Below are 24,664 nucleotides of genomic sequence, written 5' to 3' on the forward strand. Positions count from 1 at the left end.
CAACGTCCTATTTCAAAGGCGGCTGGAAAGGTCGTCCAGGGCCGCGCGCAAATCAGTGAACTGGAAAGTGAATCCCGCTTCCAGCAAGCGAGCCGGTACTGCCTTTTGGCCGCCCAGCAACAACAATGACAATTCACCCAGGCCGACCTTCAATGCAAGGGCCGGCATGGGCATGAACGTCGGGCGATGCAGCACGCTGCCCAACGTCTTGGCGAACTCTCGGTTGCGCACCGGTTTGGGCGCGCAGGCATTATAAGGACCACTGGCGCTTTGCCGGTGCAGAAGAAAATCAATCAGGGCAATTTGATCGTTGATATGGATCCACGGCATCCACTGCCGGCCACTGCCGATAGGCCCGCCCAGCCCCAGTTTGAACGGCATCAACAGGCGCGACAAAAAGCCGCCCTCTGCCGACAACACCAGTCCGGTACGAATGAAAATCACGCGAATGCCCAAACCTTCGGCGCGCTGGGCGGTTTCCTCCCAGGCAATGCATAACTGACTGGCAAAATCATCGATGACCGGTGGTGAATCCTCGGTCAGTTCGCGTTCACCGCCATCGCCATACCAACCGACCGCGGACCCAGAAATCAGGACCGGCGGCTTCTGTTCACGGCTTTCGAGCCATGCCAGCAGGCTTTCAGTCAGGGTGATGCGGCTACTCCACAACAGGGCTTTGCGTTTGTGGGTCCATGGGCGATCGGCAATGGGGGCACCGGCCAGATTGACGATGGCGTCGAGCGGGTCTTGGCCGATTTCTTCAAGCCGCCCAATGCCGCGCACTTGGGCGCCGCAGATCTTGGCGACCTTTGCAGGCGTGCGGCTCCAGACGGTAAGGCGATGCCCTTGACTCAACCAGTGCCGGCAGAGCTGACGTCCTATCAAACCAGTACCGCCGGTCAGCAATATGTGCATGACTTCTTCCTCGCGTGGCGTTTTACTCTGATCACTAGTCTATTTTTATAAGCAAGGGATCTTTTGGTATCGGGTAGGCTCTGTGTTTAACAATAGGCCAAGCTGTCAGAACGAGAACGCTGAAAGTTATACCAAAAAACAATATTGTACAGGTTTCAACCCCGGCGTAGTCTGTACAGACAGGTAAACGAGGCCCTTATGACTGTACCTATCGCAATCATCGGCACCGGCATTGCCGGACTCTCAGCCGCACAAGCCCTGACCGACCTGGGGTATGTCGTGCAACTTTTCGATAAAAGCCGCGGCAGTGGCGGACGCATGTCGAGCAAGCGCAGCGATGCGGGTGCCCTGGACATGGGTGCGCAATATTTCACCGCCCGCGACCGTCGTTTTGTCACCGAAGTCCAGCGCTGGCAGGCCCGGGGCTGGGTCGCCGAATGGACACCGCAGCTGTACACCTTCCATGGTGGTCGGCTCGATCTGTCGCCGGACGAACAGACGCGCTGGGTTGGCACCCCGCGGATGAGCGCAATCACCCGCTCCCTGCTGGGCGACCTGGAGGTGCATTTCGCCTGCCGGATCACCGAGGTGTACCGCGGCGAAGAACACTGGCACCTGCAGGATGCCGAAGGCTTCACCCATGGTCCGTTCAGCCATGTGGTCATCGCCACCCCGGCCCCCCAGGCAACCGCGCTGCTGGCCTCCGCGCCAAAACTCGCTGGTGCCGCAGCCGGGGTGAAAATGGACCCTACCTGGGCCGTTGCACTGGCGTTCGAGACGCCCCTGGAAACCCCCATGGAAGGCTGCTTCGTGCAGGACAGTCCGCTTGACTGGCTGGCTCGTAATCGCAGCAAACCAGGGCGCGACAACACCCTCGACACCTGGGTGCTGCACGCCAACAGTGCCTGGAGTCGCCAACATATCGACTTGCCGAAAGAAGCAGTGATCGAGCAATTGCACGGCGCGTTCGCCGAGCTCTTGCATGATGCCATGCCCGCACCCAGCTTCAGCCTGGCCCACCGCTGGCTCTATGCCCGCCCTGCCAGCAGCCATGAGTGGGGCACCCTGGCCGATGCGGACCTGGGCCTGTATGCGTGCGGCGACTGGTGCCTTTCCGGACGCGTCGAAGGTGCTTGGCTCAGCGGCCAGGAAGCTGCCCGACGCTTGCATGCACACTTGCAGTGAACTGCATCAGACCGAGTTGAAGGCTGGTAACCGTAGGAGCCGCCAACAATCCTGTACAAACAATTTGACTTGTACACCTTTGAATCTATGATGAACCTATGTTGTACAGACTTTCAGCTCTGTACAGGTTTAGATTCCGAGGTGTTCGATGCCCATGCCCCCTGCCAAACCGAAAATCGCCATCAGCGCCTGCCTGATGGGTTTTGACGTGCGCTACAACGGCGGGCACAAGGCATCGCGCCTGTGCATCCAGGTCCTCAGCGATTATTTCGATTTCGTCCCGATCTGCCCTGAAGTCGCCATTGGCCTGGGCACCCCGCGCCAGCCAATCCGACTGGTAGGGGATGCGGATGCACCTCAGGCCGTCGGCACTGTCGACCGCGAGATCAACGTCACCCGGCCGCTGGCGGACTATGGTCGGCAAATGGCGGCGGAACTTGACGATATCTGCGGTTACATCTTCATGCAGCAATCCCCTTCCTGCGGCCTGGAGCGGGTCAAGGTCTACCACGTCAATGGCGCACCGCAGAAGGGTGGAGGCCGGGGCATCTACGCCCAAGCGTTCTGTGCCCAGCAAGGTGACCTGCCGGTGGAAGAAGACGGTCGGCTGAACGACCCGGTGCTGCGAGAAAACTTTATCACCCGCGTATTCGCCTACAGCGCCTGGCAACAGTTGCTGCCGGAAGGCCTGAGTCGCCGCGCACTGACAACATTTCACTCACGCTACAAGTACCTGCTGATGGCCCACAACCCGGTGCAATACAAAGCGCTCGGCAATTTGCTGGGCAACATGGGGCAGACCGACCCGAAAGAGCTCGGACCACGCTACTTCAGCCTGTTGATGGCGGCCCTGAAGCAATGCGCAACCCGCCGCACCCACACCAATGTCTTGCAGCACCTCTGCGGTTACCTGAAAAAAGCCATCAGCGCCGAGGACAAGAAAGAGGTGCAAAACCTGATCGGCCAATACCGCCAAGGCATCGTGCCACTGGTGGTGCCGCTGACGTTGCTCAAGCATCACTTTCGCCAGCATCCCGACCCGTACATCGATCAGCAGGCGTACCTGCAACCCCACCCGGAAAACCTCAGCCTGCGAAACGCAATCTAATGAAATCCCGACTCGACAGCAGCGCCAGCGAAGACTTTGGTGCCGACTTCAAGAAGGCCCTGGACGAGGGCTGGCTGCCGATTCGCGAAGTCGCCCGGCAGACCGGGGTGAACGCCGTGACGCTGCGAGCCTGGGAACGTCGCTACGGCCTGATCGTGCCGCACCGCACGCCCAAGGGACACCGGCTGTTCTCGGCTGAACATGTGCAACGGATTCTGACGATTCTCACCTGGCTCAACCGCGGCGTGGCCGTCAGCCAGGTCAAGCAATTGCTCGACACACCGCAAGCTTTCAGCGAGCTCGTTGAAAACGATTGGCAAGTGTTGCGCCATACCCTGTTCACCGCCGTCACCCAGCTGACCGAACGCCCCCTGGACGACACCATCAACCAGGCCATGGCGTTGTACCCGCCGCGCACCCTGTGCGAGCAGTTACTCATGCCCCTGCTGGCGGAACTGGAACAACGCTGGCAAGGCCAGTTCGGCACGCAAATGGAGCGAGGATTTTTTTACTCCTGGCTCAGAAGCAAATTTGGCGCGCGCCTCTACCATAACAACCGTCAGTTACACGGCGCGCCACTGCTGTTGATCAATCACTCGGATCTGCCACTCGAACCTCACGTGTGGCTCACGGCCTGGCTGATCAGCAGTGCCGATTGCCCGGTGCAAGTGTTTGACTGGCCATTGCCCGCCGGTGAACTTTCACTGGCTGTCGATCTTCTGCAAGCACGCGGCGTGCTGCTGTATTCCAGCAAAGCCATAAAACTTTCAACGTTGCCGAAACTTTTAAACAGCCTTAGCTGCCCAAAAATGATCGTCGGAGCCGCGGTGAGCATCCACCACCCCGAGTTGTGCGCAATAACTTCCGAAATCAGTGACTTGTACCTGGCCGACAGCCCCTTGGCGGCGCACCAGGCACTCGTTCAACGCGGGCTCATCTAATGGCGTTTGTTCAATGAAACGGGCGAACACAACAATGCAATTGATCTGGCTGCGCAGCGACTTGCGCCTGCATGACAACACCGCCCTCTCGGCCGCGGCAGCCCGTGGCCCGACGGTGGCGGTGTATCTATTGAGCCCGGAGCAATGGCGCGAACATGACGATGCCCCCTGCAAAGTGGACTTCTGGCTGCGCAACCTGCAGGCGTTGAGTGGTGCGCTGGGGCAGTTGAATATTCCCCTGCTGATCCGCCATGCCTCACGCTGGGATGACGCACCGGCAGTGCTGCTCGAATTGTGTCGGCAATTGCAGATCGATGCGGTGCATCTCAACGATGAATACGGCATCCACGAAACCCGCCGCGATGCAGCGGTAGCCCAGGCCCTGAAAGCAGAAGGCATTGAGGTCCAGGGCTACCTCGATCAACTGCTGTTCAAGCCCGGCAGCGTGCTGACCAAAACCGGCGGTTACTTTCAGGTCTTCAGTCAGTTCCGCAAAGTCTGTTATGAACGACTGCATCATTCACTGCCCAGCCTGGTACGCACACCACTGGCGCAAACGGCATTGAATATTGCCAGCGACGCCATCCCGACGCAGGTCAAAGGGTTCGACGCCCCACCCGATAGCCTGCGTGAGCTGTGGCCGGCCGGTGAAGACGAAGCCCGGCGCCGCCTCGACAGCTTTACCGACACACAGATCGACTACTACCAGAGCGAGCGCGACTTTCCGGCAAAACCCGGCACCAGCCAGCTCTCGGCCTATCTGGCCGCCGGGGTGATTTCGCCCCGCCAGTGCCTGCATGCCGCGCTGCAAAGCAACCAGGGCGAGTTCGAAAGCGGCAAGGTCGGCGCCATCACCTGGATCAATGAACTGCTGTGGCGCGAGTTCTACAAACACATCCTGGTGGGCTACCCCAGGGTTTCTCGTCACCGTGCCTTTCGCCCGGAAACCGAGGCCCTGGCGTGGCGCAACGCCCCTGAAGAACTGGCCGCCTGGCAGCAGGGCCGCACCGGTTTGCCGATCATCGACGCAGCCATGCGCCAACTGTTGGAAACCGGCTGGATGCACAATCGCTTGCGCATGGTGGTGGCGATGTTCCTGACCAAGAACCTGTTGATTGACTGGCGCGAAGGCGAACGCTTTTTCATGCGCCACCTGATCGATGGTGACCTGGCCGCGAACAACGGTGGCTGGCAATGGAGTTCGTCCACCGGCACCGATTCGGCGCCTTACTTCCGGATTTTCAACCCGCTGAGCCAGTCGGAAAAATTCGACGCCGAAGGTTTGTTCATCAAGCACTGGCTCCCGCAACTGTCGGGGCTCGATAAAAAGGCTGTGCATAACCCGGCGCATCTTGGCGGTTTGTTCGGTGTGGCAGGTTATCCGGCTCCGATCGTCGACCTGTCCAGCTCCCGGGCCCGCGCCCTGGCTGCTTTCAAGAACCTGCCGTCGCGGCAGACTGCCGGGAGCCTCCATGAATAGCCTCCTGCAGCGTCTCTATGAACACCAGATGGAATATGGCCGGGCGGTTGGCTGCCTGCGAAGGAGAATGGGATGAGTCTTACATTCGAGCGACGATACTGGTTGACCGGTGCGAGTAACGGCATTGGCGCCGCGCTGGCTGAAGAAATACTCAAGAGCGGCGCCCACCTGGCCGTTAGCGCCCGCTCGCTGGCCCCACTGAAAGTCTTGTCCCAACGTTATCCCGGAAAAGTATTGGTGGTCGCTGGCGACTTGACCAACAGCCAGACAGTGCGTGAGATCGGCGAACGGATCGCTCGGGACTGGGGCGCTCTGGACACCGTCATCCTCAACGCCGGCACCTGCGAATACGTGAATGGCAAGCAGTTCGACGCCTCGATCATCGAGCATGTGGTGCGCACCAACCTGCTTGCCAGCAGCTTCTGCATCGAAGCCGCGTTGCCATTGCTGCGCGCTGGCACCGCGCCGCACCTGGTGGGCCTGGCCAGCTCGGTGACGTACCTGCCACTGCCCCGCGCCGAAACCTATGGCGGCTCCAAAGCCGGGATGCGTTACCTGTTCGAATCCCTGCGCATTGACCTCGCACCGGAAGGGATCGAAGTCACAATGGTCAATCCCGGGTTCGTCCAGACGACACTGAACGGGAAAAATGAGTTTCCCATGCCACTCTCCTGGAAGGCAGGAAAAGCGGCGCAGCACATCTTCCACGAAATCAGGCAGCGGCCACTGGAGATCGCGCTACCGGGGATGTTGATGTCCACTCTGTGGCCGCTACCGAAAACGCTCGACCGGACAAAGTTGGCGATTGGCAAACGCATGGTTCGCAGCAGCCCGCCAATCATGGATCAGTTGTGATGAAAAGGCTTTCAGCGGATGCCCGCGACTGAGCGTCCGTCAGAGCTTTCACACGGTGGCGGCTGACTGCCTTACACTGCGCGCCATGAAAAACATCCCTCACATACAAATCGCCACCCCGGCGGTGACCTGCTCGACTTGTGCAGCCTGCTGCTGCCAGCTGGAAGTCATGCTGATCACCGATACCGGCGTGCCCGAGCGATTCATCGACACCGATGACTGGGGCGGGGAAGTCATGTTGCGCCTGGACGACGGCTGGTGCGCCGCGCTGGATCGCAACACGATGATGTGCACCATCTACGAAAAACGCCCGCTGATCTGCAGGGAATTCGAGATGGGGGCGCCGGAGTGCATCGAAGAGCGCCAAGGGATTTCGACGGCGTATCGCTGAAACTCAATGTGGGAGCCAGCAGGCTGGTTCCCACAGGGCATGTCGCTCAAACAGTGATCCTTACAACGGCATCGTGTAATGCAGTGCATAACTTTCTATACCATCGTTCGGGCTGGTAATCCCGGCATTGGAATAGTGCGTCGCGCGAATTCCGACTTCATGCCCACCGGCAAAGCGCAGGCCCACACCCAAGCGGTCCTCGAACTGAAACGCGCTGCCCAGTTCATTGCTTTCGACTTCAGTACTGGCGAACACCGCCACGCCAAACCCGAGCTCGACGTAAGGTTTAACGCTTTGACCGGCGAACTCGTAAACAAACACTGGCGAAAATGAAAGGCTGTGATTACTGCTGGTCTCGTCGCCATCCCAATAGGTGTAGGCGCCGCTCCAGTAACCGGTCAAACGACCAACGTCGCTCTGCCACCAACTCTTGTCCCAATCGAATTGCATGCCCAATCGATAAGTCATGGTCGATTCGCCGGTCTCACCGACTCCGAACTCCACGCCTGCTGCTTGCGCAGTAAAACTGTGCCCCATCAATGCAGCCGCAATCGCGGCCAAGCAAAATAGTCGCTTCATAGAAACATCCTTTTCCCAACGATTACGTTTGGTTTTTTATTGCTCTACGTTCACTGCTATAGAAGTCGACGGTTATTCAGAAGTTCAGCCCAGATTCTTCCCCTGCCCACAATTGCTTACCCTTCAAAGCTTCGCACAACACCAGCGTTATTCCACAGTATCGGCAATATATTTGTGAAATGAACAGGGTCGGCGCTCGTCCAGAATTGCGCAGCACGAGCAGGCCCGGCGGCCAGTAATTCGCGCTCGGCGAGCAATCGCTGAAGCTGACGCGCAACCGCCGCACCTGTATCGATCAGGCTGATGTCGTCGGGGATCATCTGTTTGAGCAAGGGCTTGAGGAAAGGGTAATGGGTGCAGCCCAGGATGATCGTGTCGGCGCCCTCGGCAAGCAGCGGCTGGACGTAACGCTCCAGCAACTGGCGCAGGACGGGACTGTGCAGGTCGCCTTTTTCGATTAACTCGACCAACCCGGGGCAAGGTTGGGTGATCACTCGAACGTCGGTGGCGAAGCGGTCGAGCAATGCGGCGAACTTGGCGCTCTGCAAGGTTCCCGTCGTGGCCAGCACGCCGACCACGCCACTGCGGGTAGCGGCAGCGGCCGGCTTGACGGCGGGCTCCATGCCGACGATGGGCCATTGCGGGAAATCGCGGCGCAAGTCGGCAACACCGGCGACAGTGGCGGTGTTGCAGGCCAGGACAAGGGCCTTGGCGCCCTGGCGTTGAAAAAACTCGGCCATCACACTGCAACGCTGGCGGATGAATTCCGGGGTTTTCTCGCCGTAGGGAATGTTCCCGCAATCGGCGACATACAACAGGGATTCGTCAGGCAACAAACGCTGGATCTCGGCTAGCACCGAAAGCCCGCCGACACCGGAGTCGAATACGCCAATCGGCGCTTCACGCATGCTTGGGCCCACAGACGCTGCAACCCGGATCTCGCTTGACTCGCAACTCGCGAAAGCGCGAACCCAAGGCGTCGATCAACAACAGGCGCCCCACCAACGGCTCGCCGAATCCGGCCAGCAACTTCAGCGCTTCAAGCGCTTGCAGGCTGCCGACCAATCCCACCAACGGCCCGACCACCCCGGCCTCACTGCAGGTCAATTCGGCTTCGCTGCCGTGCCCATACAAACAGTGGTAGCACGGGCTTTCTGCTCGACGCGGATCGAACACCGACAACTGCCCTTCAAGGCGAATCGCCGCGCCACTGACCAACGGCTTGCTGGCGCTCACGCAAGCCGCGTTGACCGCTTCACGGGTGGAGAAATTGTCGGAGCAATCGAGGACCAGGTCTACGGCGGCTACAGTAGCGGCCAGGGAATCTGCATCGAGCGCTGCACGATGAGCGATCAAGCGGATTTCGGGGTTGATCGCCGTCAGGCGCTTGATTGCCGAATCGACTTTGCCCATGCCGACGCTGTCGGTGTCGTGAATGATCTGGCGCTGCAGGTTGGTCAGGTCGACCGTGTCGAAGTCCGCCAGATGCAATTCGCCAACCCCTGCGGCGGCGAGATACAGCGCTACCGGCGCACCAAGGCCTCCGAGGCCGACGATCAATACTCGGCTGTCCTTGAGCCGCAACTGGCCGTCGATATCGATGTGTTGCAGCAGAATCTGCCGACTGTAACGCAGCAACTCCTGATCATTCAGCACGGCAGGCGCCCCAGACTGATGCGTTGGTGACCGCCCAGATCGGTGCGGCTGTGAACTTGCTCAAACCCGCGGGTCAACAGCAAATCGCGGACGGCCTCGGCCTGATCGTAACCATGCTCGAGCATCAGCCAGCCGCCCGTGTCGAGATGGTCTGGCGCCTGGGCGACGATCAGACGCAGATCGTCAAGCCCGTCGACACCGGCCACCAGGGCGCTGGCCGGTTCAAAACGCACATCGCCCTCGACCAGGTGCGGGTCGGTGGCTGCAATGTAGGGCGGGTTACTGATGATCAGTTGAAAACGTTGACCTTCCAGGGCGCTGAACCAATGGCTGCTCAGTACCTTGGCGTTATTCAGATGCAGGCGTTGGCGGTTGCGTTCGGCCAGGGCTACGGCTTCCAGCACGCGATCCACGGCAGTCACGCTCCAGGCCGGACGCTCGCTGGCCAGGGCCAAGGCAATCGCGCCACTGCCAGTGCCCAGGTCGAGTACGTTGGCGGGGGTGGCCGGCAACAGCTCCAACGCGGCCTCCACCAGCAACTCGGTGTCTGGCCGCGGGATCAGCGTGTGCGGCGCCACTTCCAGGTCGAGCTTCCAGAAACCTTGCTGGCCAAGAATGTACGCCACCGGTTCACCGCTGCGGCGGCGCTGCAGATACTCGGCGAAGGTCAATGCCGCTTCGCTCGGCACGATGCGTTCCGGCCAGGTGTGCAGGAAGCTGCGGGACTTGCCCAGCGCGGCCGCCAGCAACAATTCGGCATCCAGGCGCGCCGTGGGCGAGTCGGGCAGATCGGCTGCGCGCAACAAACTGGCAATGATCGTCATTTACTCACCTATCGCGGCCAGTTGATCGGCCTGGTATTCGGCCAGCAACGGCTCGATCACGGCATCGACGCCCCCGGCGAGGATTTCGTCGAGCGAATACAGCGTCAGGTTCACCCGGTGGTCGGTCACCCGGCCCTGGGCAAAGTTGTAGGTGCGGATACGTTCGGAGCGATCGCCCGAGCCCACCAACAGCTTGCGCTCACTGGCGATGGCATTGGCGGCGGCACTGGTTTGCTGGTCATTGAGCTTGGCCGACAGCCAGGACATCGCCCGCGCACGGTTCTTGTGCTGCGAACGCTCTTCCTGGCACTCCACGACAATACCGGACGGCAAGTGCGTGATGCGGATCGCCGAATCGGTCTTGTTCACGTGCTGACCGCCCGCACCGGAGGAGCGGTAGGTATCGATGCGCAGGTCTGCCGGGTTGATCTCGATCGCTTCCTGCTCGTCCGGCTCAGGCAACACCGCCACGGTGCAGGCCGACGTGTGGATGCGTCCCTGGGACTCGGTCGCCGGCACCCGTTGCACGCGGTGGGCGCCGGACTCGAACTTCAGCTTGCCATAGACGTTGTCGCCTTCGACTCGCGCAATCACTTCCTTATAGCCGCCGTGTTCACCCTCGTTTTCCGAGAGGATCTCCACCCGCCAGCCGCGACGCTCGGCATAACGCGAGTACATGCGGAACAAGTCGCCAGAGAAAATCGCCGCCTCGTCACCGCCGGTGCCGGCGCGGATTTCGAGGAATACGTTGCGCCCGTCATTCGGGTCCTTGGGCAGCAACATGCGTTGCAGATTGGCTTCGAGCTCGACCAGGCGCTCCTTGGCTTCGCGGACTTCTTCCACGGCCATCTCGCGCATGTCCGGGTCACTATCCTTGAGCAACGCCTGGGCGCCTTCGAGGTCGCCCTGCACCTTGAGCAACTGTTTGTAGGTTTCGACGATCGGCTCGACTTCCGCGTATTCCTTGGAATAGGCGCGGAACTTGTTTTGATCGGAAATGACCTCGCCATCGCCAAGCAAGGCGGTCAATTCCTCGAAACGGTCCTGGAGGATGTCCAGCTTATTGAGCAGTGACGCTTTCATTGCGGTTTCTTATCCGAAAAGCTATCCGATGAGCCCTCACCGAGGGCAAAGAGTTCCTGGGCCATCGCCAGCGCATCGAGGCGACCTTCGGCAGAGAGCTTTTTCAACTGCACGCTCGGTGCGTGCAAGAGTTTATTGGTCAGGCCGCGCGCCAGTTGCACCAGCACCTCCTCGGGGCTGCTGCCATTGGCCAGCAGGCGCTGGGCCTTTTGCAATTCTTCGTCGCGCAAGCGTTCGCTCTGTTGACGATAGGCCTTGAGCACGTCCACCGCCGCCAACTCACGCAGGCGCACCATGAAGTCTTCGGCGCCCACCGAGACCATCTCTTCGGCCGCCTGGGCTGCACCCTGGCGACTCTTGAGGTTCTCGGCGACCACTTCGTGGAGATCGTCGACGCTGTAGAGGTATACGTCGTCCAGCTCGCCGACTTCTGGCTCGATATCCCGTGGAACGGCAATATCGACCATGAAGATCGGTTTGTGCTTGCGCAGCTTCAGGGCGCTTTCAACAGCGCCCTTGCCAAGTATCGGCAACTGACTCGCCGTGGAACTGATGACAATGTCGCTGCGCACCAACTCCGCTGGAATGTCCGATAGCAGCACCGCATGGGCGCCAAACTGCTCGGCCAGAATGTTCGCGCGCTCCAGCGTGCGGTTGGCCACCACGATACGCTTCACGCCCAGGTCGTGCAGATGGCGGGCGACCAGTGTGATGGTCTCGCCGGCGCCGATCAGCAAGGCCTGGCTACGTTGCAGGTCACTGAAAATCTGTTTGGCCAGGCTGACCGCGGCAAACGCCACGGACACCGGGTTCTCGCCGATGGCGGTGTCGGTGCGCACTTGCTTGGCCGCATTGAACGTCGCCTGGAACAAGCGCCCGAGCAAAGGCCCGACAGTGCCGGCCTCGCGAGCCACCGCGTAGGCCGACTTCATCTGGCCGAGGATCTGCGGTTCGCCCAACACCAGCGAATCAAGCCCGGAGGCGACTCGCATCATGTGACGAACTGCCGCATCGTCCTCGTGCACATAAGCGCTTGCGCGCAGCTCGTCGAGGCTCAAATGATGATATTCGGCCAGCCAGCGCAGCACGGTATCCGCCGACAGGTGATCCTGTTCTATATAGAGTTCACTGCGATTGCAGGTGGAGAGGATCGCAGCTTCGCGGCTGTCGGTGAGTCGGCAGAGCTGCTGCAAGGCCTCGACCAGCTGCTCAGGGGTAAAGGCCACGCGCTCGCGGACGTCTACTGAAGCAGTCTTGTGGTTAATACCGAGTGCAAGGAAGGCCATTCAAAGTCGCTGGTGGTGACGTGAAGCCGGCAATTGTCCTACTTCGTCAGATTCAGAACAACTACTCGATATCTATTGGCCTGGTAGGCGGTATCCCGACCTGCGATCCATTCTCGTTTCAGCCTTTGTAGGAGCTGCCGCAGGCTGCGATCTTTTGATCTTGAAAAAGCAAAATCAAAAGATCGCAGCCTGCGGCAGCTCCTACAGGGTGGGGCCGGGCATGGGGTGCGACGGTAAATTGCCGGGGCCGGTTATGTTTGACCGAAGGCTTGTGTCATGATGATCCGACCGCAGGTTAGTCGTCCTCTTCCTATATGAATAGATCTTCCGCGTTGCTCCTCGCCCTTGTCTTTCTCAGCGGCTGCCAGGCCTTGGCTCCCGTGTCGACGGATGACCCGTCGCCGGTCGAAGACTCCACCCCGGCCCCTGAAAAGCCCAAGGTCTACAGTTCATTCAGCGAAGACACCGTCTTCAGCCTGCTGAGTGCGGAGCTGGCTGGCCAGCGCAATCGTTTCGACATCGCCCTGGACAACTACGTGACCCAGGCCATCAATACCCAGGATCCGGGCATCTCCGAGCGGGCATTCCGCATTGCCGAGTACCTGGGCGCCGACCAGGCCGCCCTGGACACCGCACTGATCTGGGCCAAAAACGCGCCGGACGACCTTGAGGCCCAGCGAGCCGCCGCCGTGCAGTTGGCGCGCGCCGGGCGCTATGACGACTCCATGGTCTATATGGAGAAAGTGCTGCTGGGCAAGGGCGATACCCATTTCGACTTCCTCGCGCTGTCCGCGGCCGATACCGACCAGGACACGCGCAATGGCCTGATGAAAAGTTTTGACCGTTTGTTACAGCGCCACCCGAACAACGGCCAGCTGATTTTCGGCAAGGCCTTGCTGCTGCAACAGGACGGCGACACCAAAGGCGCGCTGACGCTACTGGAAGACAATCCGCCGGACGACGGCGAAATCGCCCCGATCCTGCTGCGCGCACGCTTGCTGCAATCGCTAGATCGCGGCGACGAAGCCTTGCCCCTGCTGCAAAAAAGCATCAAGAAGTATCCGGATGACAAGCGCCTGCGCCTGACTTACGCGCGCATGCTGGTTGAACAGAACCGCATGGATGATGCCAAGGCCGAGTTCTCAAGCCTGGTGCAGCAATACCCCGAAGACGACGATCTGCGTTATTCACTGGCGCTCGTCTGCCTGGAGGCCAAGGCCTGGGACGAGGCCAAGGGCTATCTGGAAGACCTGATCGCCCGTGACAGCCATGTCGACTCGGCGCACCTGAACCTTGGGCGCATTGCTGAAGAACGTAACGATCCTCAAGGCGCGCTGATCGAGTACGGCCAGGTCGGCCCGGGTAACGACTATTTGCCTGCACAACTGCGTCAGGCCGACATTCTGATGAATAACGGCAAGACTGCCGAAGCCCAGCGCAAGCTGGCGGCAGAGCGCGATGAGCAACCGGACTATGCGATCCAGTTGTACCTGATCGAAGCCGAAACCCTGTCCGCCAACAAACAGGGGGACAAGGCCTGGAAAGTCCTGGAACAAGCCCTGCAAAAATACCCGGACGACCTGAATCTGCTCTATACCCGCGCCATGCAGGCGGAAAAACGCAATGACCTGGCACAAATGGAAAAAGACCTGCGCCTGATCATCAAGCGCGATCCAGACAATGCCATGGCATTGAACGCCCTCGGCTATACCCTGTCTGACCGCACGACGCGGTACGCCGAAGCCAAGGCGCTGATCGAACAAGCGCACCGGATCACTCCGGAAGACCCGGCGGTTCTCGACAGCCTTGGCTGGGTGAACTACCGCATGGGCAATCTCGACGAAGCCGAGCGCCTGCTGCGTCAGGCCCTGGAGCGCTTCCCCGACCAGGAAGTCGCCGCCCACCTCGGCGAAGTCCTGTGGGCCAACGGCAAGCAACGCGAAGCTCGGCAAATCTGGGGCAAATTCCTCAAGGATCAGCCCGACAGCCCTACCCTGCGCAGCACCATCAAGCGCCTGACCGGATCAGAGACTCTTTAAGATTATGTTTTTGCGCCACTTCATCGTTTTCAGCTTCATCGCCCTGCTCGCCGGCTGTGCGGGTTTCACTGCCCGCGAATCCGTTGAGGGCCACGGCAACCCGGCGCAATGGCGCGAGCACAAACTGCAACTTGCGAGTCTTGATGGCTGGCAGATCGACGGCAAGATCGGCATCCGCGCGCCCAAAGATTCCGGCAGCGGCACACTGTTCTGGCTGCAACGCCAGGAATACTACGACATTCGCCTCTCGGGCCCATTGGGTCGCGGTGCAGCGCGCCTGACCGGGCGTCCGGGCAAGGTGTCCCTGGAGGTCGCCAACCAGGGACGCTACGAAGCGCCGTCCCCGGATGCCCTGCTTGAAGAACAGCTGGGCTGGAAACTGCCGGTTTCCAACCTGGCCTGGTGGGTCCGCGGGCTCCCGGCACCGGACAGCAAAAGCCGCTTGACGCTCGATGGCGACAGCCGTCTGGCCAGCCTCGAACAGGACGGCTGGCAGGTCGAGTACACGGCCTATACCGAGCAGAATGGTTACTGGTTGCCCGAGCGGATCAAACTGCACGGCACCGACCTGGATGTCACACTGGTGATCAAGGCCTGGCAACCTCGCAAATTGGGGCAATGACATGCCAGCCAATCGCCTGACCCTGCCGTCCCCGGCCAAACTCAATTTGATGCTGCACATTCTGGGTCGCCGTGAAGACGGCTACCACGAGCTGCAGACGCTCTTTCAATTTCTCGACTACGGCGACGAAATCACCTTTGCCGTGCGCGACGACGGTGTCATTTGCCTGCACACCGAGTTCGAAGGCGTCCCCCACGACAGTAACTTGATCGTCAAGGCCGCGAAAAAACTTCAGGCGCAATCCGGCTGCTCGCTCGGTATTGATATCTGGATCGATAAAGTCCTGCCCATGGGCGGCGGCATCGGCGGCGGCAGTTCGAATGCCGCCACCACCCTGCTCGGCCTCAATCACCTCTGGCAACTGGGTTGGGACGAGGATCGGCTGGCCGCGCTGGGCTTGACGCTGGGCGCCGATGTCCCGGTTTTCGTGCGCGGCCATGCGGCTTTCGCCGAGGGCGTGGGCGAGAAACTGACCCCTGTCGACCCGGAAGAACTTTGGTATCTCGTGCTGGTGCCGCAAGTCTCTGTAAGTACGGCAGAAATTTTTTCAGATCCGTTGTTGACACGTAACACTCCTCCCATTAAAGTGCGCCCCGTTCCCAAGGGAAACAGTCGAAATGACTGCTTGCCGGTGGTAGCAAGGCGTTATCCAGAGGTACGTAACGCATTGAATTTGTTAGGTAATTTTACCGAAGCAAAACTCACCGGAACTGGAAGTTGTGTGTTTGGGGGTTTCCCAAGCAAAGCTGAAGCTGATAAAGTCTCGGCCCTTCTTACAGAGACCCTTACAGGGTTTGTAGCAAAAGGAAGCAACATCTCGATGTTGCATCGCAAGCTGCAAAGTCTGCTCTAAAGGAACCGATTACTGGGTAATCGTTGCAACAGATACAGGGGCGTCGCCAAGCGGTAAGGCAGCAGGTTTTGATCCTGCCATGCGTTGGTTCGAATCCAGCCGCCCCTGCCATTTTCTATACTCATCCAGGTTACCCTCAGCCTCTAGGTACTGCGCGTGTCCAAGATGATGGTCTTTACGGGGAATGCTAACCCCGATCTGGCTCGGCGTGTCGTACGTCAGCTGCATATCCCTCTCGGTGACATCTCTGTCGGTAAATTCTCCGACGGCGAAATTACAGCCGAGATCAATGAAAACGTCCGCGGTAAAGACGTCTTCATTATTCAGCCGACTTGCGCTCCGACCAACGATAACTTGATGGAACTGGTAGTGATGGCTGATGCCTTCCGCCGCTCCTCGGCTACTCGTATCACTGCTGTTATTCCTTACTTTGGTTATGCCCGTCAGGATCGCCGTCCGCGTTCCGCACGTGTGGCTATCAGCGCGAAAGTCGTGGCTGACATGCTTACCGTAGTCGGCATCGACCGTGTTCTCACGGTTGATCTGCATGCTGACCAAATCCAGGGTTTCTTCGATATTCCGGTAGATAACATCTACGGCTCCCCGGTTCTGGTGGATGACATTGAAGATCAGCGCTTCGAAAACCTGATGATCGTGTCCCCGGACATTGGTGGCGTCGTGCGTGCACGTGCCGTTGCCAAGTCGCTGGGCGTGGATCTCGGGATCATCGACAAACGCCGTGAGAAAGCCAATCACTCTGAAGTGATGCATATCATCGGTGATGTCGAAGGGCGTACCTGTATTCTGGTCGATGACATGGTCGATACCGCCGGCACCCTGTGCCACGCGGCCAAGGCCTTGAAAGAGCATGGCGCTGCCAAGGTTTTCGCCTACTGCACACACCCTGTGTTGTCCGGTCGGGCGATCGAAAACATCGAAAATTCCGTGCTGGACGAGCTGGTGGTGACTAACACCATCCCGCTGTCCGCTGCAGCACAAGCCTGTGCGCGTATCCGCCAACTGGATATCGCACCGGTAGTTGCCGAGGCGGTCCGCCGCATCAGCAATGAAGAATCGATCAGCGCGATGTTCCGCTAAGGGCCCTGCCCTTCTCGAAATGTCTCGTTGACGAAAAGCGCCCCGCCCCGGCATTCCTGTCGGGGCGGGGCTTTTTTGCCCATATCGCCTTTAGCGCTGGTCGCAAACGCTGGGGCGAGTGTGGTTATTTTGGAGATACAACATGAACGATTTTACTCTGAATGCTGAAGTGCGTTCCGACCTGGGGAAAGGTGCGAGCCGCCGCCTGCGTCGTCTCGCAAGCCTGGTTCCAGCTGTAGTTTACGGTGGCGACAAAGCCCCTGAATCCATCAGCATGCTGGCCAAAGAAGTTGCCAAACTGCTCGAAAACGAAGCGGCTTACAGCCACATCATCGAGCTGAACGTTGGTGGCACCAAGCAAAACGTCGTAATCAAGGCTCTGCAACGTCACCCGGCCAAAGGCCACGTGATGCACGCTGACTTCGTACGCGTAGTTGCCGGCCAGAAGCTGACCGCTATCGTTCCAGTGCACTTCATCAACGAAGAAGCACCGACCAAGAAAGGCGGCGAAATCTCGCACGTTGTTGCCGAGATCGAAGTTTCCTGCCTGCCGAAAGATCTGCCTGAGTTCATCGAAGTCGACCTGGCTGACGCTGAAATCGGTTCGATCATTCACCTGTCCGACCTCAAAGCCCCTAAAGGCGTTGAGTTTGTTGCTCTGGCACACGGCGATGACAAGGCTGTTGCCAACGTCCACGCTCCACGTGTTGCTCCAGAAGCTGCAGAAGGCGCTGCAGAGTAATTTACTCTGCACTGCCGGAGTGACCGGAAACATCGCGGACTAGAGCGTAGCGAGAAAGCGGGCGAGAACGCGGAGTTTACATCATGGTAAATGAGCATTTTTCGTCCACTTTCGCCGCACTCCCTGATTGCGGCGATGTTATCCACCACTCCAATGAAGGGCCCCTATCGTGACTGCCATTAAACTGATCGTTGGCTTGGGAAATCCAGGCGCTGAATACGAACAGACCCGGCATAACGCAGGGGCCCTTTTTGTTGAGCGCATCGCGAACGCACAAGGTGTGAACCTTGTGGCGGACCGCAAATATTTCGGCCTGACCGGGCGCTTTTCGCATCAGGGTCAGGATGTTCGTCTGCTGATTCCCACCACGTACATGAACCGTAGCGGCCAGGCCGTGGCGGCCCTTGCAGGTTTCTTCCGCATCAAGCCTGAAGAAATCCTCGTGGCACACGACGAACTCGATCTGCCTCCGGGCGTTGCCAAACTCAAAGTGGGCGGCGGCCATGGCGGTCATAACGGTTTGCGCGACATCATTGCGCAACTGGGCAATCAGAACACTTTCCACCGCCTGCGGCTTGGCATCGGTCACCCGGGCGTCGCCAGCATGGTTTCAAATTTCGTCCTGGGTCGTGCGCCACGCGCCGAACAGGAAAAACTCGATGCCAGCATCGACTTTGCCCTCGGCGTGCTGCCGGATATCCTCGCCGGTGAATGGAACCGCGCGATGAAAAACCTGCACAGCCAGAAGGCCTGACTTTTACCCGAGGGGAAACACCATGGGATTCAATTGCGGCATCGTCGGCCTGCCTAACGTCGGCAAGTCCACCCTGTTCAACGCCCTGACCAAATCCGGGATCGCGGCCGAGAACTTCCCCTTCTGCACCATCGAGCCCAACAGCGGTATCGTGCCGATGCCGGATCCGCGCCTGCAGGCGCTGGCGGAAATCGTCAATCCGAAGCGCATCCTGCCGACCACCATGGAATTCGTCGACATCGCGGGCCTGGTGGCCGGCGCGTCGAAAGGTGAAGGCCTGGGCAACAAGTTTTTGGCCAACATCCGTGAAACCGATGCCATCGCCCACGTGGTCCGCTGCTTCGAAGACGAGAACGTGATTCACGTTTCCAACAGCGTCGATCCGAAACGCGACATCGAAATCATCGACCTGGAATTGATCTTCGCCGACCTCGACAGCTGCGAGAAGCAACTGCAGAAAGTCGCACGCAACGCCAAGGGCGGCGACAAGGACGCAGTGGTCCAGAAAGGCCTGCTGGAGCAACTGATCGCTCACTTCACCGAAGGCAAGCCTGCGCGCAGCCTGATGAAGAACATGGGCGCCGACGAAAAAGCGGTGATCAAGGGCTTCCACCTGCTGACCACCAAGCCGGTCATGTACATCGCCAACGTCGCTGAAGACGGTTTCGAGAACAACCCGCACCTGGACGTGGTCAAGGCCATCGCCGAAGAAGAAGGCGCCATGGTTGTTCCGGTGTGCAACAAGATCGAAGCGGAAATCGCCGAGCTCGATGACGGCGAAGAAAAAGACATGTTCCTCGAAGCCCTGGGCCTCGAAGAACCTGGCCTGAACCGCGTGATCCGCGCCGGCTACGAAATGCTGCACCTGCAGACTTACTTCACCGCCGGTGTCGAAGAAGTTCGCGCCTGGACCGTGCGCGTCGGTGCCACCGCACCACAAGCTGCAGGCGTGATCCACACCGACTTCGAAAAGGGCTTCATCCGCGCCGAAGTGATCGCCTACAACGACTTCATCCAGTACAAGGGTGAAGCCGGCACCAAGGAAGCGGGCAAATGGCGCCTGGAAGGCAAGGACTACATCGTCAAGGACGGCGACGTGATGCACTTCCGCTTCAACGTCTGACGTTCGCAGCCATTAACAAAAAAAGCACCCTGGGGTGCTTTTTTTGTGGGCGCTTTAAACGGGTTAACCCGTCACCTTTGCGCGCGCCGCGTGCAGTTTCTTGTAGCTCTCGATCAGTCGCAGATGCCTATCGAGGCCCTCCAGCTTCATGCTGGTAGGCGTCAAGCCGAAGAAGCGCACGCTGCCGTTCACGGAGCCGATCGCGGCATCCATGCGCTCATTGCCGAACATCCGACGGAAGTTGGCCTCGTAGTCGGCCAGCTCCAGGTCCTCGTCCAGTTCCATCTCCAGCACCACGTTCACGGCCTGGTAGAACAAGCCGCGCTCGACCGTGTTGTCGTTGTACTGGAGGAACATTTCCACCAGCTCCTTGGCCTCTTCAAATTTCTGCAAGACGAGATTGAGCAACAACTTCAACTCCAGGATCGTCAACTGACCCCAAACGGTATTGTCGTCGAATTCGATGCCGATCAAGGTGGTGATGTCGGTGTAGTCATCCAGCTCGCTGTCTTCCAGACGCTTGAGCAGTGCCTTCAAGCCGGCCTTGTCCAGGCTGTGCAGATTGAGGATGTCCTCGCGGAAAAACAGCGCCTTGTTGGTGTTATCCCAGATCAGATCGTCAACCGGATAAATTTCCGAGTAGTCCGGCACCAGGATGCGGCAGGCCGTCGCGCCGATGTGCTCATACACCGCCATGTACACTTCTTTGCCCATGCCTTCGAGAATGCCGAACAAGGTCGCGGCTTCCTCGGCATTGGAGTTTTCACCCTGGCCCGAGAAGTCCCACTCCACGAATTCGTAATCGGACTGGGCACTGAAGAAGCGCCACGACACCACGCCGCTCGAATCGATAAAGTGCTCGACGAAGTTGTTCGGCTCGGTCACCGCATGACCTTCAAAGGTCGGCAGAGGCAAGTCATTGAGGCCTTCGAAGCTGCGGCCCTGCAACAACTCCGTCAGGCTGCGCTCCAGCGCCACTTCCAGGCTCGGGTGTGCGCCGAACGAGGCGAATACACCACCGGTACGCGGGTTCATCAAGGTGACGCACATCACCGGGAACTCACCCCCCAGGGACGCATCCTTCACCAACACAGGGAACCCCTGCTCTTCCAGCGCCTGGATACCGGCCAGTATCGCGGGGTACTTCGCCAGCACATCGGCCGGCACATCCGGCAGGGCGAATTCACCTTCGATGATTTCGCGCTTGACCGCGCGCTCGAAGATTTCCGACAAGCACTGCACCTGCGCTTCGGCCAGCGTATTACCGGCGCTCATGCCATTGCTCAGGTACAGGTTTTCGATCAGGTTGGAGGGGAAATACACCACCTCGCCGTCTGACTGGCGTACATACGGCAGCGAACAGATGCCGCGCTCTTCGTTGCCCGAATTGGTGTCGATCAGGTGCGAGCCACGCAACTCGCCATCGCGGTTGTAAACCCGCAGGCAGTACGCGTCGAGAATCTCCGGCGGCAGTTCATCTTTAGGGCCAGGCTGGAACCAGCGTTCGTTCGGGTAGTGCACAAACGCCGCATTGGCGATGTCCTCTCCCCAGAACTGATCGTTGTAGAAGAAGTTACAGTTCAGCCGCTCGATGAACTCGCCCAAGGCCGACGCCAACGCGCCCTCTTTGGTCGCGCCCTTGCCATTGGTAAAGCACATAGGCGAGTGCGCATCGCGGATATGCAGCGACCATACATTGGGCACGATATTGCGCCACGAAGCGATTTCGATCTTCATGCCCAGGTCGGCCAGAATGCCGGACATGTTGGCGATGGTCTGTTCCAGCGGCAGGTCCTTGCCCACGATGTAGGTGCCCGCCCCTGAACCTGAAATGGCAGCAGGCATCAGCAACGCCTGGGCATCGGCATCCAGGTTCTCCACCTCTTCAATCACGAACTCAGGCCCGGCCTGCACCACCTTTTTCACGGTGCAGCGGTCGATGGAGCGCAAGATGCCCTGACGGTCTTTGTCGGAGATATCTGCCGGCAACTCGACCTGAATCTTGAAAATCTGGTTGTAGCGGTTTTCCGGGTCGACGATGTTGTTCTGCGACAGTCGGATGTTTTCGGTAGGGATATTGCGAGTGTCGCAGTACAACTTCACAAAGTAAGCCGCACACAACGCCGACGAAGCCAGGAAGTAGTCGAACGGACCCGGTGCCGAGCCATCGCCCTTATAGCGGATAGGCTGGTCGGCCACCACGGTGAAGTCATCGAACTTGGCTTCAAGTCGAAGGTTGTCGAGAAAATTGACCTTGATTTCCATGCGGGATACCACAATAGCGAGCAAACGAATGGCCGCCATTATCCGGCTTTTCAGCCGGAAGTCTTGTGCAAGCTCGCGCTAACGGCTTAGTGGCAGGTGATCAGGCCTTTTTGGTGCGTGGCAGGAAAATCGCCAATACGCCCAACAACGGCAGGAACGAACACAGGAAGTACACGTATTCGATGCCGTGTATGTCCGCCAGGTGGCCCAGCAGTGCCGCGCCAATCCCACCGAAGCCAAACATCAGGCCGAAAAACACCCCGGCAATCATCCCGACATTGCCTGGCACCAGTTCCTGGGCGTACACCACGATGGCCGAGAAGGCTGAGGCGAGGATGAAGCCGATGACCACACTCAGGACAGTGGTCCAGAACAGGTCCACATGCGGCAGCAGCAATGTGAACGGCGCAACGCCCAGGATCGAGAACCAGATCACGGCCTTGCGCCCGATTTTGTCGCCGATGGGCCCGCCGAAGAAGGTCCCCGCGGCCACCGCACCGAGAAACAGGAACAGGTGCAGCTGCGAACTGGCCACCGACAGGTCGAACTTCTCTATCAGGTAGAAGGTGAAATAACTGGTGAGGCTGGACATGTAGAAGTACTTGGAGAACACCAGCAGCCCGAGCACCACCAGCGCGCTGGTCACCCGCCCCCTGGACAGGCCGTGGGTCGCTGCCTGGCCCTGCTTGAGCTTGAACAGGTTCAAGTGGTTGGCGTACCAGCGACTGATCCGGTACAGCACGAACAGTGCAAACACCGCGAACAAGCCGAACCAGGCCACATTCCCTTGGCCGTAAGGGATGATGATCGCCGCCGCCAGCAACGGACCGAACGCCGAGCCCGCGTTGCCCCCGACCTGGAAGGTCGATTGTGCCAGGCCAAACCGCCCCCCCGAGGCCAGCCGCGCCACGCGAGAAGCTTCCGGGTGAAAGGTCGAGGAGCCAATGCCGATCAAGCCCGCCGCCAGCAGAATCAGCGGGAAGCTGCCGACCACCGACATCATCACGATGCCGATCAAGGTGCAGACCGTACCGGCCGGCAATAGCCAGGGCTTTGGATGGCGGTCAGTGTGGTAGCCGACCCAGGGTTGCAGCAGCGAAGCGGTCAGCTGGAAAGTCAGGGTGATCAGGCCGACCTGGGTGAACGTCAGGCCATAGTTGGCCTTGAGCATCGGGTAGATCGACGGCAGCACCGATTGGATCAGGTCGTTGATCAGGTGCGCCAGCGCCACCGCGCCGATGATGCGCATGACCAGGGGGCTGCTTTGTGAAGGCGCGGACGCCGCCGCAGTGGCGGGCTGAACGTTGCTGATAGCCATGAAATTTCCGAAAAACAGAGGGGTGCACACGGGCAGGTGCACCAATGTGCCATTTTTCGTTGCGCCAGCGCCATCCCCTTAGCCTGCTAACGACCTCGCTATTCGGCAGATTTCCACTCGATCCACGCCCTCCTACGGCCCGTTTTTTCGGCTCAGGAAGATAAGCGGTTGAAAGTGTAGAGAAATATTTTAAATATACGCTTGACGCATCTGCATTACCGGTGAATAATGCGCGCCATCTTGGCTACATAGCTCAGTTGGTTAGAGCATAGCATTCATAATGCTGGGGTCCGGGGTTCAAGTCCCTGTGTAGCCACCAAGTGCTAAAAACGGCTTACCGAAAGGTAAGCCGTTTTTTTATGCCTCAAGAAAATGGCTGCTCCCTTGTAGGAGCGAGCATGCTCGCTCCTACACCACCATCATCAGCAACGAATCGCCGGTAGCGCCGACAACGCCCGCTCCCAGATCTGCCAGGTACGCAGCCAGACCATGGCCTGCCAATCGCTATCGGCCGGATAGAACTGTTCAAGCAGATTCAACTTGATCTCTCGCCCCACCGCATCGTGGACATTACCGTGCAGATGCAACCAGTGGTCATCGCGCAGATGTCGATGGACGTCCGGCCCCGGATAAGTCCCGCACTCGATCACGAACGGCATCAACCGCACCTGTGGCAGCGTATTGAGCAACGCCTGCGAGGTGTAGCCGGTCGCAGTGGCTGCAACACCGGTTTCGCTCAGGGTGTCGGCGCCGGTGTGCAACGTGTAGAGCCACGGACCGTAAATTGCCTGGGCATCGGCCAGCGCCGGATAAGCCGCTTCGGTGATCGTCAACAACATCGGATGCCCATACTCCCCGGCACCGGTGTGCAAGTCGAAACACAGGGCGACGTCCGCATGGGCCACGTGCTTTTGCATGATCTGCCGCAATGTACGGTTCGACCAACTGGGGGCCACCCCGCCGTAGAACAATCCGTCCGGGTGCGCATGCTGGCCACCTTCGACAATCGACATGACCGCGGGCCATCCGTGCAGGCGGATTTGCTCATCCAGCAAGGCATCGGCCCGATCTCGCTCAGGCCCGCGCAACTGCGTGCAGGCATAAATTTCATGCAGCGCGTCATAAGCCTGGTTGTCCGGCAGCGCACGATCGAAGTCCAGGTGATTGCGGTTCAGGTCGATGTTGTCTTCATTGACCCGACGCAGCCACGCCATGCCCCAGGGATTGATCGCATGAATCATCACCACGGCGACATCCGTCGGCAATGAGCGCTTACCGAGTTCCTGCAGCCACTTGATCTGGCAACCCGAGCCATAGAAGCCCTCGACCCCGTGAGTACCACTCAGCGCGATCAGCAGGCGTTTGGCGCCAGGATCGCCGAGCACCGCCACATCGGTGCCCAAGGCCTCGCCGGATGGCCCCTTGAGAGGATGGGGATACTCGCTCAGCGTCGCACCGGCCGCGGTTGCCGCCGCCAGGAATTGTTCGCGCTGGGAACGGTAGCTGGGCTGGGATGGGAACTCGCTCTGCATGGCTGCCTCTTGTGG

Annotated in this window: 23 protein-coding genes and 2 tRNA genes; 15 read left to right on the top strand and 10 right to left on the bottom strand. The window is 59.4% G+C overall.

Features of this window, described 5'->3' with window-relative positions; genetic code table 11:
- Positions 1-12 precede the first annotated feature (12 nt).
- Positions 13-915, bottom strand: a complete 903-nt coding sequence (locus tag CGA21_RS10535) for a TIGR01777 family oxidoreductase (RefSeq protein ID WP_110751537.1) — start codon at positions 913-915, stop codon at positions 13-15.
- A gap of 198 nt (positions 916-1,113) precedes the next feature.
- Here CGA21_RS10535 and CGA21_RS10540 point away from each other — a divergent pair, with 198 nt between their 5' ends.
- The 6 genes from CGA21_RS10540 to CGA21_RS10565 all read left to right on the top strand — a co-directional run bounded on the left by CGA21_RS10540 (position 1,114) and on the right by CGA21_RS10565 (position 6,875).
- The gene (locus CGA21_RS10540; protein WP_110751535.1) at positions 1,114-2,100 is read left to right on the top strand and encodes an NAD(P)/FAD-dependent oxidoreductase; all 987 of its coding nucleotides are present in this window, start codon (positions 1,114-1,116) and stop codon (positions 2,098-2,100) included.
- 148 nt (positions 2,101-2,248) lie between these two features.
- Positions 2,249-3,208, top strand: a complete 960-nt coding sequence (locus CGA21_RS10545) for a YbgA family protein (RefSeq protein ID WP_188264162.1) — start codon at positions 2,249-2,251, stop codon at positions 3,206-3,208.
- A complete protein-coding gene (locus CGA21_RS10550; protein WP_188264163.1) occupies positions 3,208-4,149 on the top strand; it encodes a MerR family transcriptional regulator in 942 nt (313 codons plus the stop codon). Before CGA21_RS10545 ends, CGA21_RS10550 begins: the two co-directional genes overlap by 1 nt.
- A gap of 34 nt (positions 4,150-4,183) precedes the next feature.
- Positions 4,184-5,629 (top strand): deoxyribodipyrimidine photo-lyase, encoded by a 1,446-nt coding sequence (gene phrB / locus CGA21_RS10555; RefSeq protein WP_188264164.1) that lies wholly within the window; start codon positions 4,184-4,186, stop codon positions 5,627-5,629.
- A 72-nt stretch (positions 5,630-5,701) separates the two neighbouring features.
- Positions 5,702-6,484 carry an SDR family NAD(P)-dependent oxidoreductase gene (locus CGA21_RS10560; protein WP_188264165.1) on the top strand — a complete coding sequence of 261 codons (783 nt, stop codon included), beginning with the start codon at positions 5,702-5,704 and terminating at the stop codon, positions 6,482-6,484.
- 85 nt (positions 6,485-6,569) lie between these two features.
- Positions 6,570-6,875 carry a YkgJ family cysteine cluster protein gene (locus CGA21_RS10565; protein WP_110751525.1) on the top strand — a complete coding sequence of 102 codons (306 nt, stop codon included), beginning with the start codon at positions 6,570-6,572 and terminating at the stop codon, positions 6,873-6,875.
- Positions 6,876-6,935: 60 nt separating this feature from the next.
- Here the strand turns inward: CGA21_RS10565 and CGA21_RS10570 are convergent, their stop codons facing one another.
- The 6 genes from CGA21_RS10570 to hemA form a co-directional block, all read right to left on the bottom strand.
- A complete protein-coding gene (locus tag CGA21_RS10570; protein WP_188264166.1) occupies positions 6,936-7,454 on the bottom strand; it encodes an acyloxyacyl hydrolase in 519 nt (172 codons plus the stop codon).
- 116 nt (positions 7,455-7,570) lie between these two features.
- Positions 7,571-8,362 (bottom strand): glutamate racemase, encoded by a 792-nt coding sequence (murI, locus tag CGA21_RS10575; RefSeq protein WP_188264167.1) that lies wholly within the window; start codon positions 8,360-8,362, stop codon positions 7,571-7,573.
- The gene (locus tag CGA21_RS10580) at positions 8,355-9,110 is read right to left on the bottom strand and encodes a molybdopterin-synthase adenylyltransferase MoeB (RefSeq protein WP_188264168.1); all 756 of its coding nucleotides are present in this window, start codon (positions 9,108-9,110) and stop codon (positions 8,355-8,357) included. Before CGA21_RS10580 ends, murI begins: the two co-directional genes overlap by 8 nt.
- Positions 9,104-9,934, bottom strand: a complete 831-nt coding sequence (prmC, locus tag CGA21_RS10585) for a peptide chain release factor N(5)-glutamine methyltransferase (protein ID WP_083349750.1) — start codon at positions 9,932-9,934, stop codon at positions 9,104-9,106. Before prmC ends, CGA21_RS10580 begins: the two co-directional genes overlap by 7 nt.
- A complete protein-coding gene (prfA, locus tag CGA21_RS10590) occupies positions 9,935-11,017 on the bottom strand; it encodes a peptide chain release factor 1 (RefSeq protein ID WP_020799741.1) in 1,083 nt (360 codons plus the stop codon).
- A complete protein-coding gene (hemA, locus tag CGA21_RS10595) occupies positions 11,014-12,303 on the bottom strand; it encodes a glutamyl-tRNA reductase (protein WP_188264169.1) in 1,290 nt (429 codons plus the stop codon). Before hemA ends, prfA begins: the two co-directional genes overlap by 4 nt.
- A 314-nt stretch (positions 12,304-12,617) precedes the next feature.
- Here hemA and CGA21_RS10600 point away from each other — a divergent pair, with 314 nt between their 5' ends.
- From CGA21_RS10600 to ychF, 8 genes are all read left to right on the top strand, one after another.
- Positions 12,618-14,342 carry a tetratricopeptide repeat protein gene (locus CGA21_RS10600; RefSeq protein ID WP_188264170.1) on the top strand — a complete coding sequence of 575 codons (1,725 nt, stop codon included), beginning with the start codon at positions 12,618-12,620 and terminating at the stop codon, positions 14,340-14,342.
- Between the two features lie 4 nt (positions 14,343-14,346).
- Positions 14,347-14,964, top strand: a complete 618-nt coding sequence (lolB, locus tag CGA21_RS10605; RefSeq protein WP_188264171.1) for a lipoprotein insertase outer membrane protein LolB — start codon at positions 14,347-14,349, stop codon at positions 14,962-14,964.
- 1 nt (position 14,965) lies between these two features.
- The gene (ispE, locus tag CGA21_RS10610; RefSeq protein WP_188264172.1) at positions 14,966-15,817 is read left to right on the top strand and encodes a 4-(cytidine 5'-diphospho)-2-C-methyl-D-erythritol kinase; all 852 of its coding nucleotides are present in this window, start codon (positions 14,966-14,968) and stop codon (positions 15,815-15,817) included.
- A 36-nt stretch (positions 15,818-15,853) separates the two neighbouring features.
- Positions 15,854-15,928: transfer RNA gene (locus tag CGA21_RS10615), tRNA-Gln, on the top strand.
- 45 nt (positions 15,929-15,973) lie between these two features.
- The gene (locus CGA21_RS10620; RefSeq protein WP_003171603.1) at positions 15,974-16,915 is read left to right on the top strand and encodes a ribose-phosphate pyrophosphokinase; all 942 of its coding nucleotides are present in this window, start codon (positions 15,974-15,976) and stop codon (positions 16,913-16,915) included.
- A 142-nt stretch (positions 16,916-17,057) separates the two neighbouring features.
- Positions 17,058-17,657, top strand: a complete 600-nt coding sequence (locus tag CGA21_RS10625; RefSeq protein WP_007981839.1) for a 50S ribosomal protein L25/general stress protein Ctc — start codon at positions 17,058-17,060, stop codon at positions 17,655-17,657.
- A gap of 169 nt (positions 17,658-17,826) precedes the next feature.
- Entirely contained in the window at positions 17,827-18,411 is a 585-nt protein-coding gene (gene pth / locus CGA21_RS10630; RefSeq protein ID WP_020799735.1) for an aminoacyl-tRNA hydrolase, read from the top strand.
- Between the two features lie 22 nt (positions 18,412-18,433).
- On the top strand, positions 18,434-19,534 hold the full coding sequence (gene ychF, locus CGA21_RS10635) for a redox-regulated ATPase YchF (RefSeq protein WP_110751511.1): 1,101 nt from the start codon (positions 18,434-18,436) through the stop codon (positions 19,532-19,534).
- A gap of 63 nt (positions 19,535-19,597) precedes the next feature.
- Here ychF and CGA21_RS10640 read toward each other — a convergent pair whose 3' ends face one another.
- The gene (locus CGA21_RS10640) at positions 19,598-21,799 is read right to left on the bottom strand and encodes an OsmC domain/YcaO domain-containing protein (RefSeq protein ID WP_188264173.1); all 2,202 of its coding nucleotides are present in this window, start codon (positions 21,797-21,799) and stop codon (positions 19,598-19,600) included.
- A 100-nt stretch (positions 21,800-21,899) separates the two neighbouring features.
- Positions 21,900-23,117, bottom strand: coding sequence for an MFS transporter (locus CGA21_RS10645; protein WP_110751509.1), 1,218 nt, complete (start codon positions 23,115-23,117; stop codon positions 21,900-21,902).
- A gap of 242 nt (positions 23,118-23,359) precedes the next feature.
- Between CGA21_RS10645 and CGA21_RS10650 the strand changes: the two genes are divergently transcribed.
- Positions 23,360-23,436, top strand: a tRNA-Met gene (locus CGA21_RS10650).
- Between the two features lie 103 nt (positions 23,437-23,539).
- Here the strand turns inward: CGA21_RS10650 and CGA21_RS10655 are convergent.
- Complete coding sequence (locus CGA21_RS10655) at positions 23,540-24,649, bottom strand: DUF2817 domain-containing protein (RefSeq protein WP_188264174.1); 1,110 nt, start codon at positions 24,647-24,649, stop codon at positions 23,540-23,542.
- Positions 24,650-24,664 lie beyond the last annotated feature (15 nt).

The organism is Pseudomonas sp. PSB11 (genome assembly GCF_014596605.1).
GTDB lineage: Bacteria > Pseudomonadota > Gammaproteobacteria > Pseudomonadales > Pseudomonadaceae > Aquipseudomonas > Aquipseudomonas umsongensis.

What these genes read in the sequence shown, in the direction of transcription:
- CGA21_RS10535 (WP_110751537.1), bottom strand. Translation starts at nt 915, where the DNA reads ATGCACATATTGCTGACCGGCGGTACTGGTTTGATAGGACGTCAGCTC.
- CGA21_RS10540 (WP_110751535.1), top strand. Translation starts at nt 1,114, where the DNA reads ATGACTGTACCTATCGCAATCATCGGCACCGGCATTGCCGGACTCTCA.
- CGA21_RS10545 (WP_188264162.1), top strand. Translation starts at nt 2,249, where the DNA reads ATGCCCATGCCCCCTGCCAAACCGAAAATCGCCATCAGCGCCTGCCTG.
- CGA21_RS10550 (WP_188264163.1), top strand. Translation starts at nt 3,208, where the DNA reads ATGAAATCCCGACTCGACAGCAGCGCCAGCGAAGACTTTGGTGCCGAC.
- phrB (WP_188264164.1), top strand. Translation starts at nt 4,184, where the DNA reads ATGCAATTGATCTGGCTGCGCAGCGACTTGCGCCTGCATGACAACACC.
- CGA21_RS10560 (WP_188264165.1), top strand. Translation starts at nt 5,702, where the DNA reads ATGAGTCTTACATTCGAGCGACGATACTGGTTGACCGGTGCGAGTAAC.
- CGA21_RS10565 (WP_110751525.1), top strand. Translation starts at nt 6,570, where the DNA reads ATGAAAAACATCCCTCACATACAAATCGCCACCCCGGCGGTGACCTGC.
- CGA21_RS10570 (WP_188264166.1), bottom strand. Translation starts at nt 7,454, where the DNA reads ATGAAGCGACTATTTTGCTTGGCCGCGATTGCGGCTGCATTGATGGGG.
- murI (WP_188264167.1), bottom strand. Translation starts at nt 8,362, where the DNA reads ATGCGTGAAGCGCCGATTGGCGTATTCGACTCCGGTGTCGGCGGGCTT.
- prmC (WP_083349750.1), bottom strand. Translation starts at nt 9,934, where the DNA reads ATGACGATCATTGCCAGTTTGTTGCGCGCAGCCGATCTGCCCGACTCG.
- prfA (WP_020799741.1), bottom strand. Translation starts at nt 11,017, where the DNA reads ATGAAAGCGTCACTGCTCAATAAGCTGGACATCCTCCAGGACCGTTTC.
- hemA (WP_188264169.1), bottom strand. Translation starts at nt 12,303, where the DNA reads ATGGCCTTCCTTGCACTCGGTATTAACCACAAGACTGCTTCAGTAGAC.
- CGA21_RS10600 (WP_188264170.1), top strand. Translation starts at nt 12,618, where the DNA reads ATGAATAGATCTTCCGCGTTGCTCCTCGCCCTTGTCTTTCTCAGCGGC.
- lolB (WP_188264171.1), top strand. Translation starts at nt 14,347, where the DNA reads ATGTTTTTGCGCCACTTCATCGTTTTCAGCTTCATCGCCCTGCTCGCC.
- ispE (WP_188264172.1), top strand. Translation starts at nt 14,966, where the DNA reads ATGCCAGCCAATCGCCTGACCCTGCCGTCCCCGGCCAAACTCAATTTG.
- CGA21_RS10625 (WP_007981839.1), top strand. Translation starts at nt 17,058, where the DNA reads ATGAACGATTTTACTCTGAATGCTGAAGTGCGTTCCGACCTGGGGAAA.
- ychF (WP_110751511.1), top strand. Translation starts at nt 18,434, where the DNA reads ATGGGATTCAATTGCGGCATCGTCGGCCTGCCTAACGTCGGCAAGTCC.
- CGA21_RS10640 (WP_188264173.1), bottom strand. Translation starts at nt 21,799, where the DNA reads ATGGAAATCAAGGTCAATTTTCTCGACAACCTTCGACTTGAAGCCAAG.
- CGA21_RS10645 (WP_110751509.1), bottom strand. Translation starts at nt 23,117, where the DNA reads ATGGCTATCAGCAACGTTCAGCCCGCCACTGCGGCGGCGTCCGCGCCT.
- CGA21_RS10655 (WP_188264174.1), bottom strand. Translation starts at nt 24,649, where the DNA reads ATGCAGAGCGAGTTCCCATCCCAGCCCAGCTACCGTTCCCAGCGCGAA.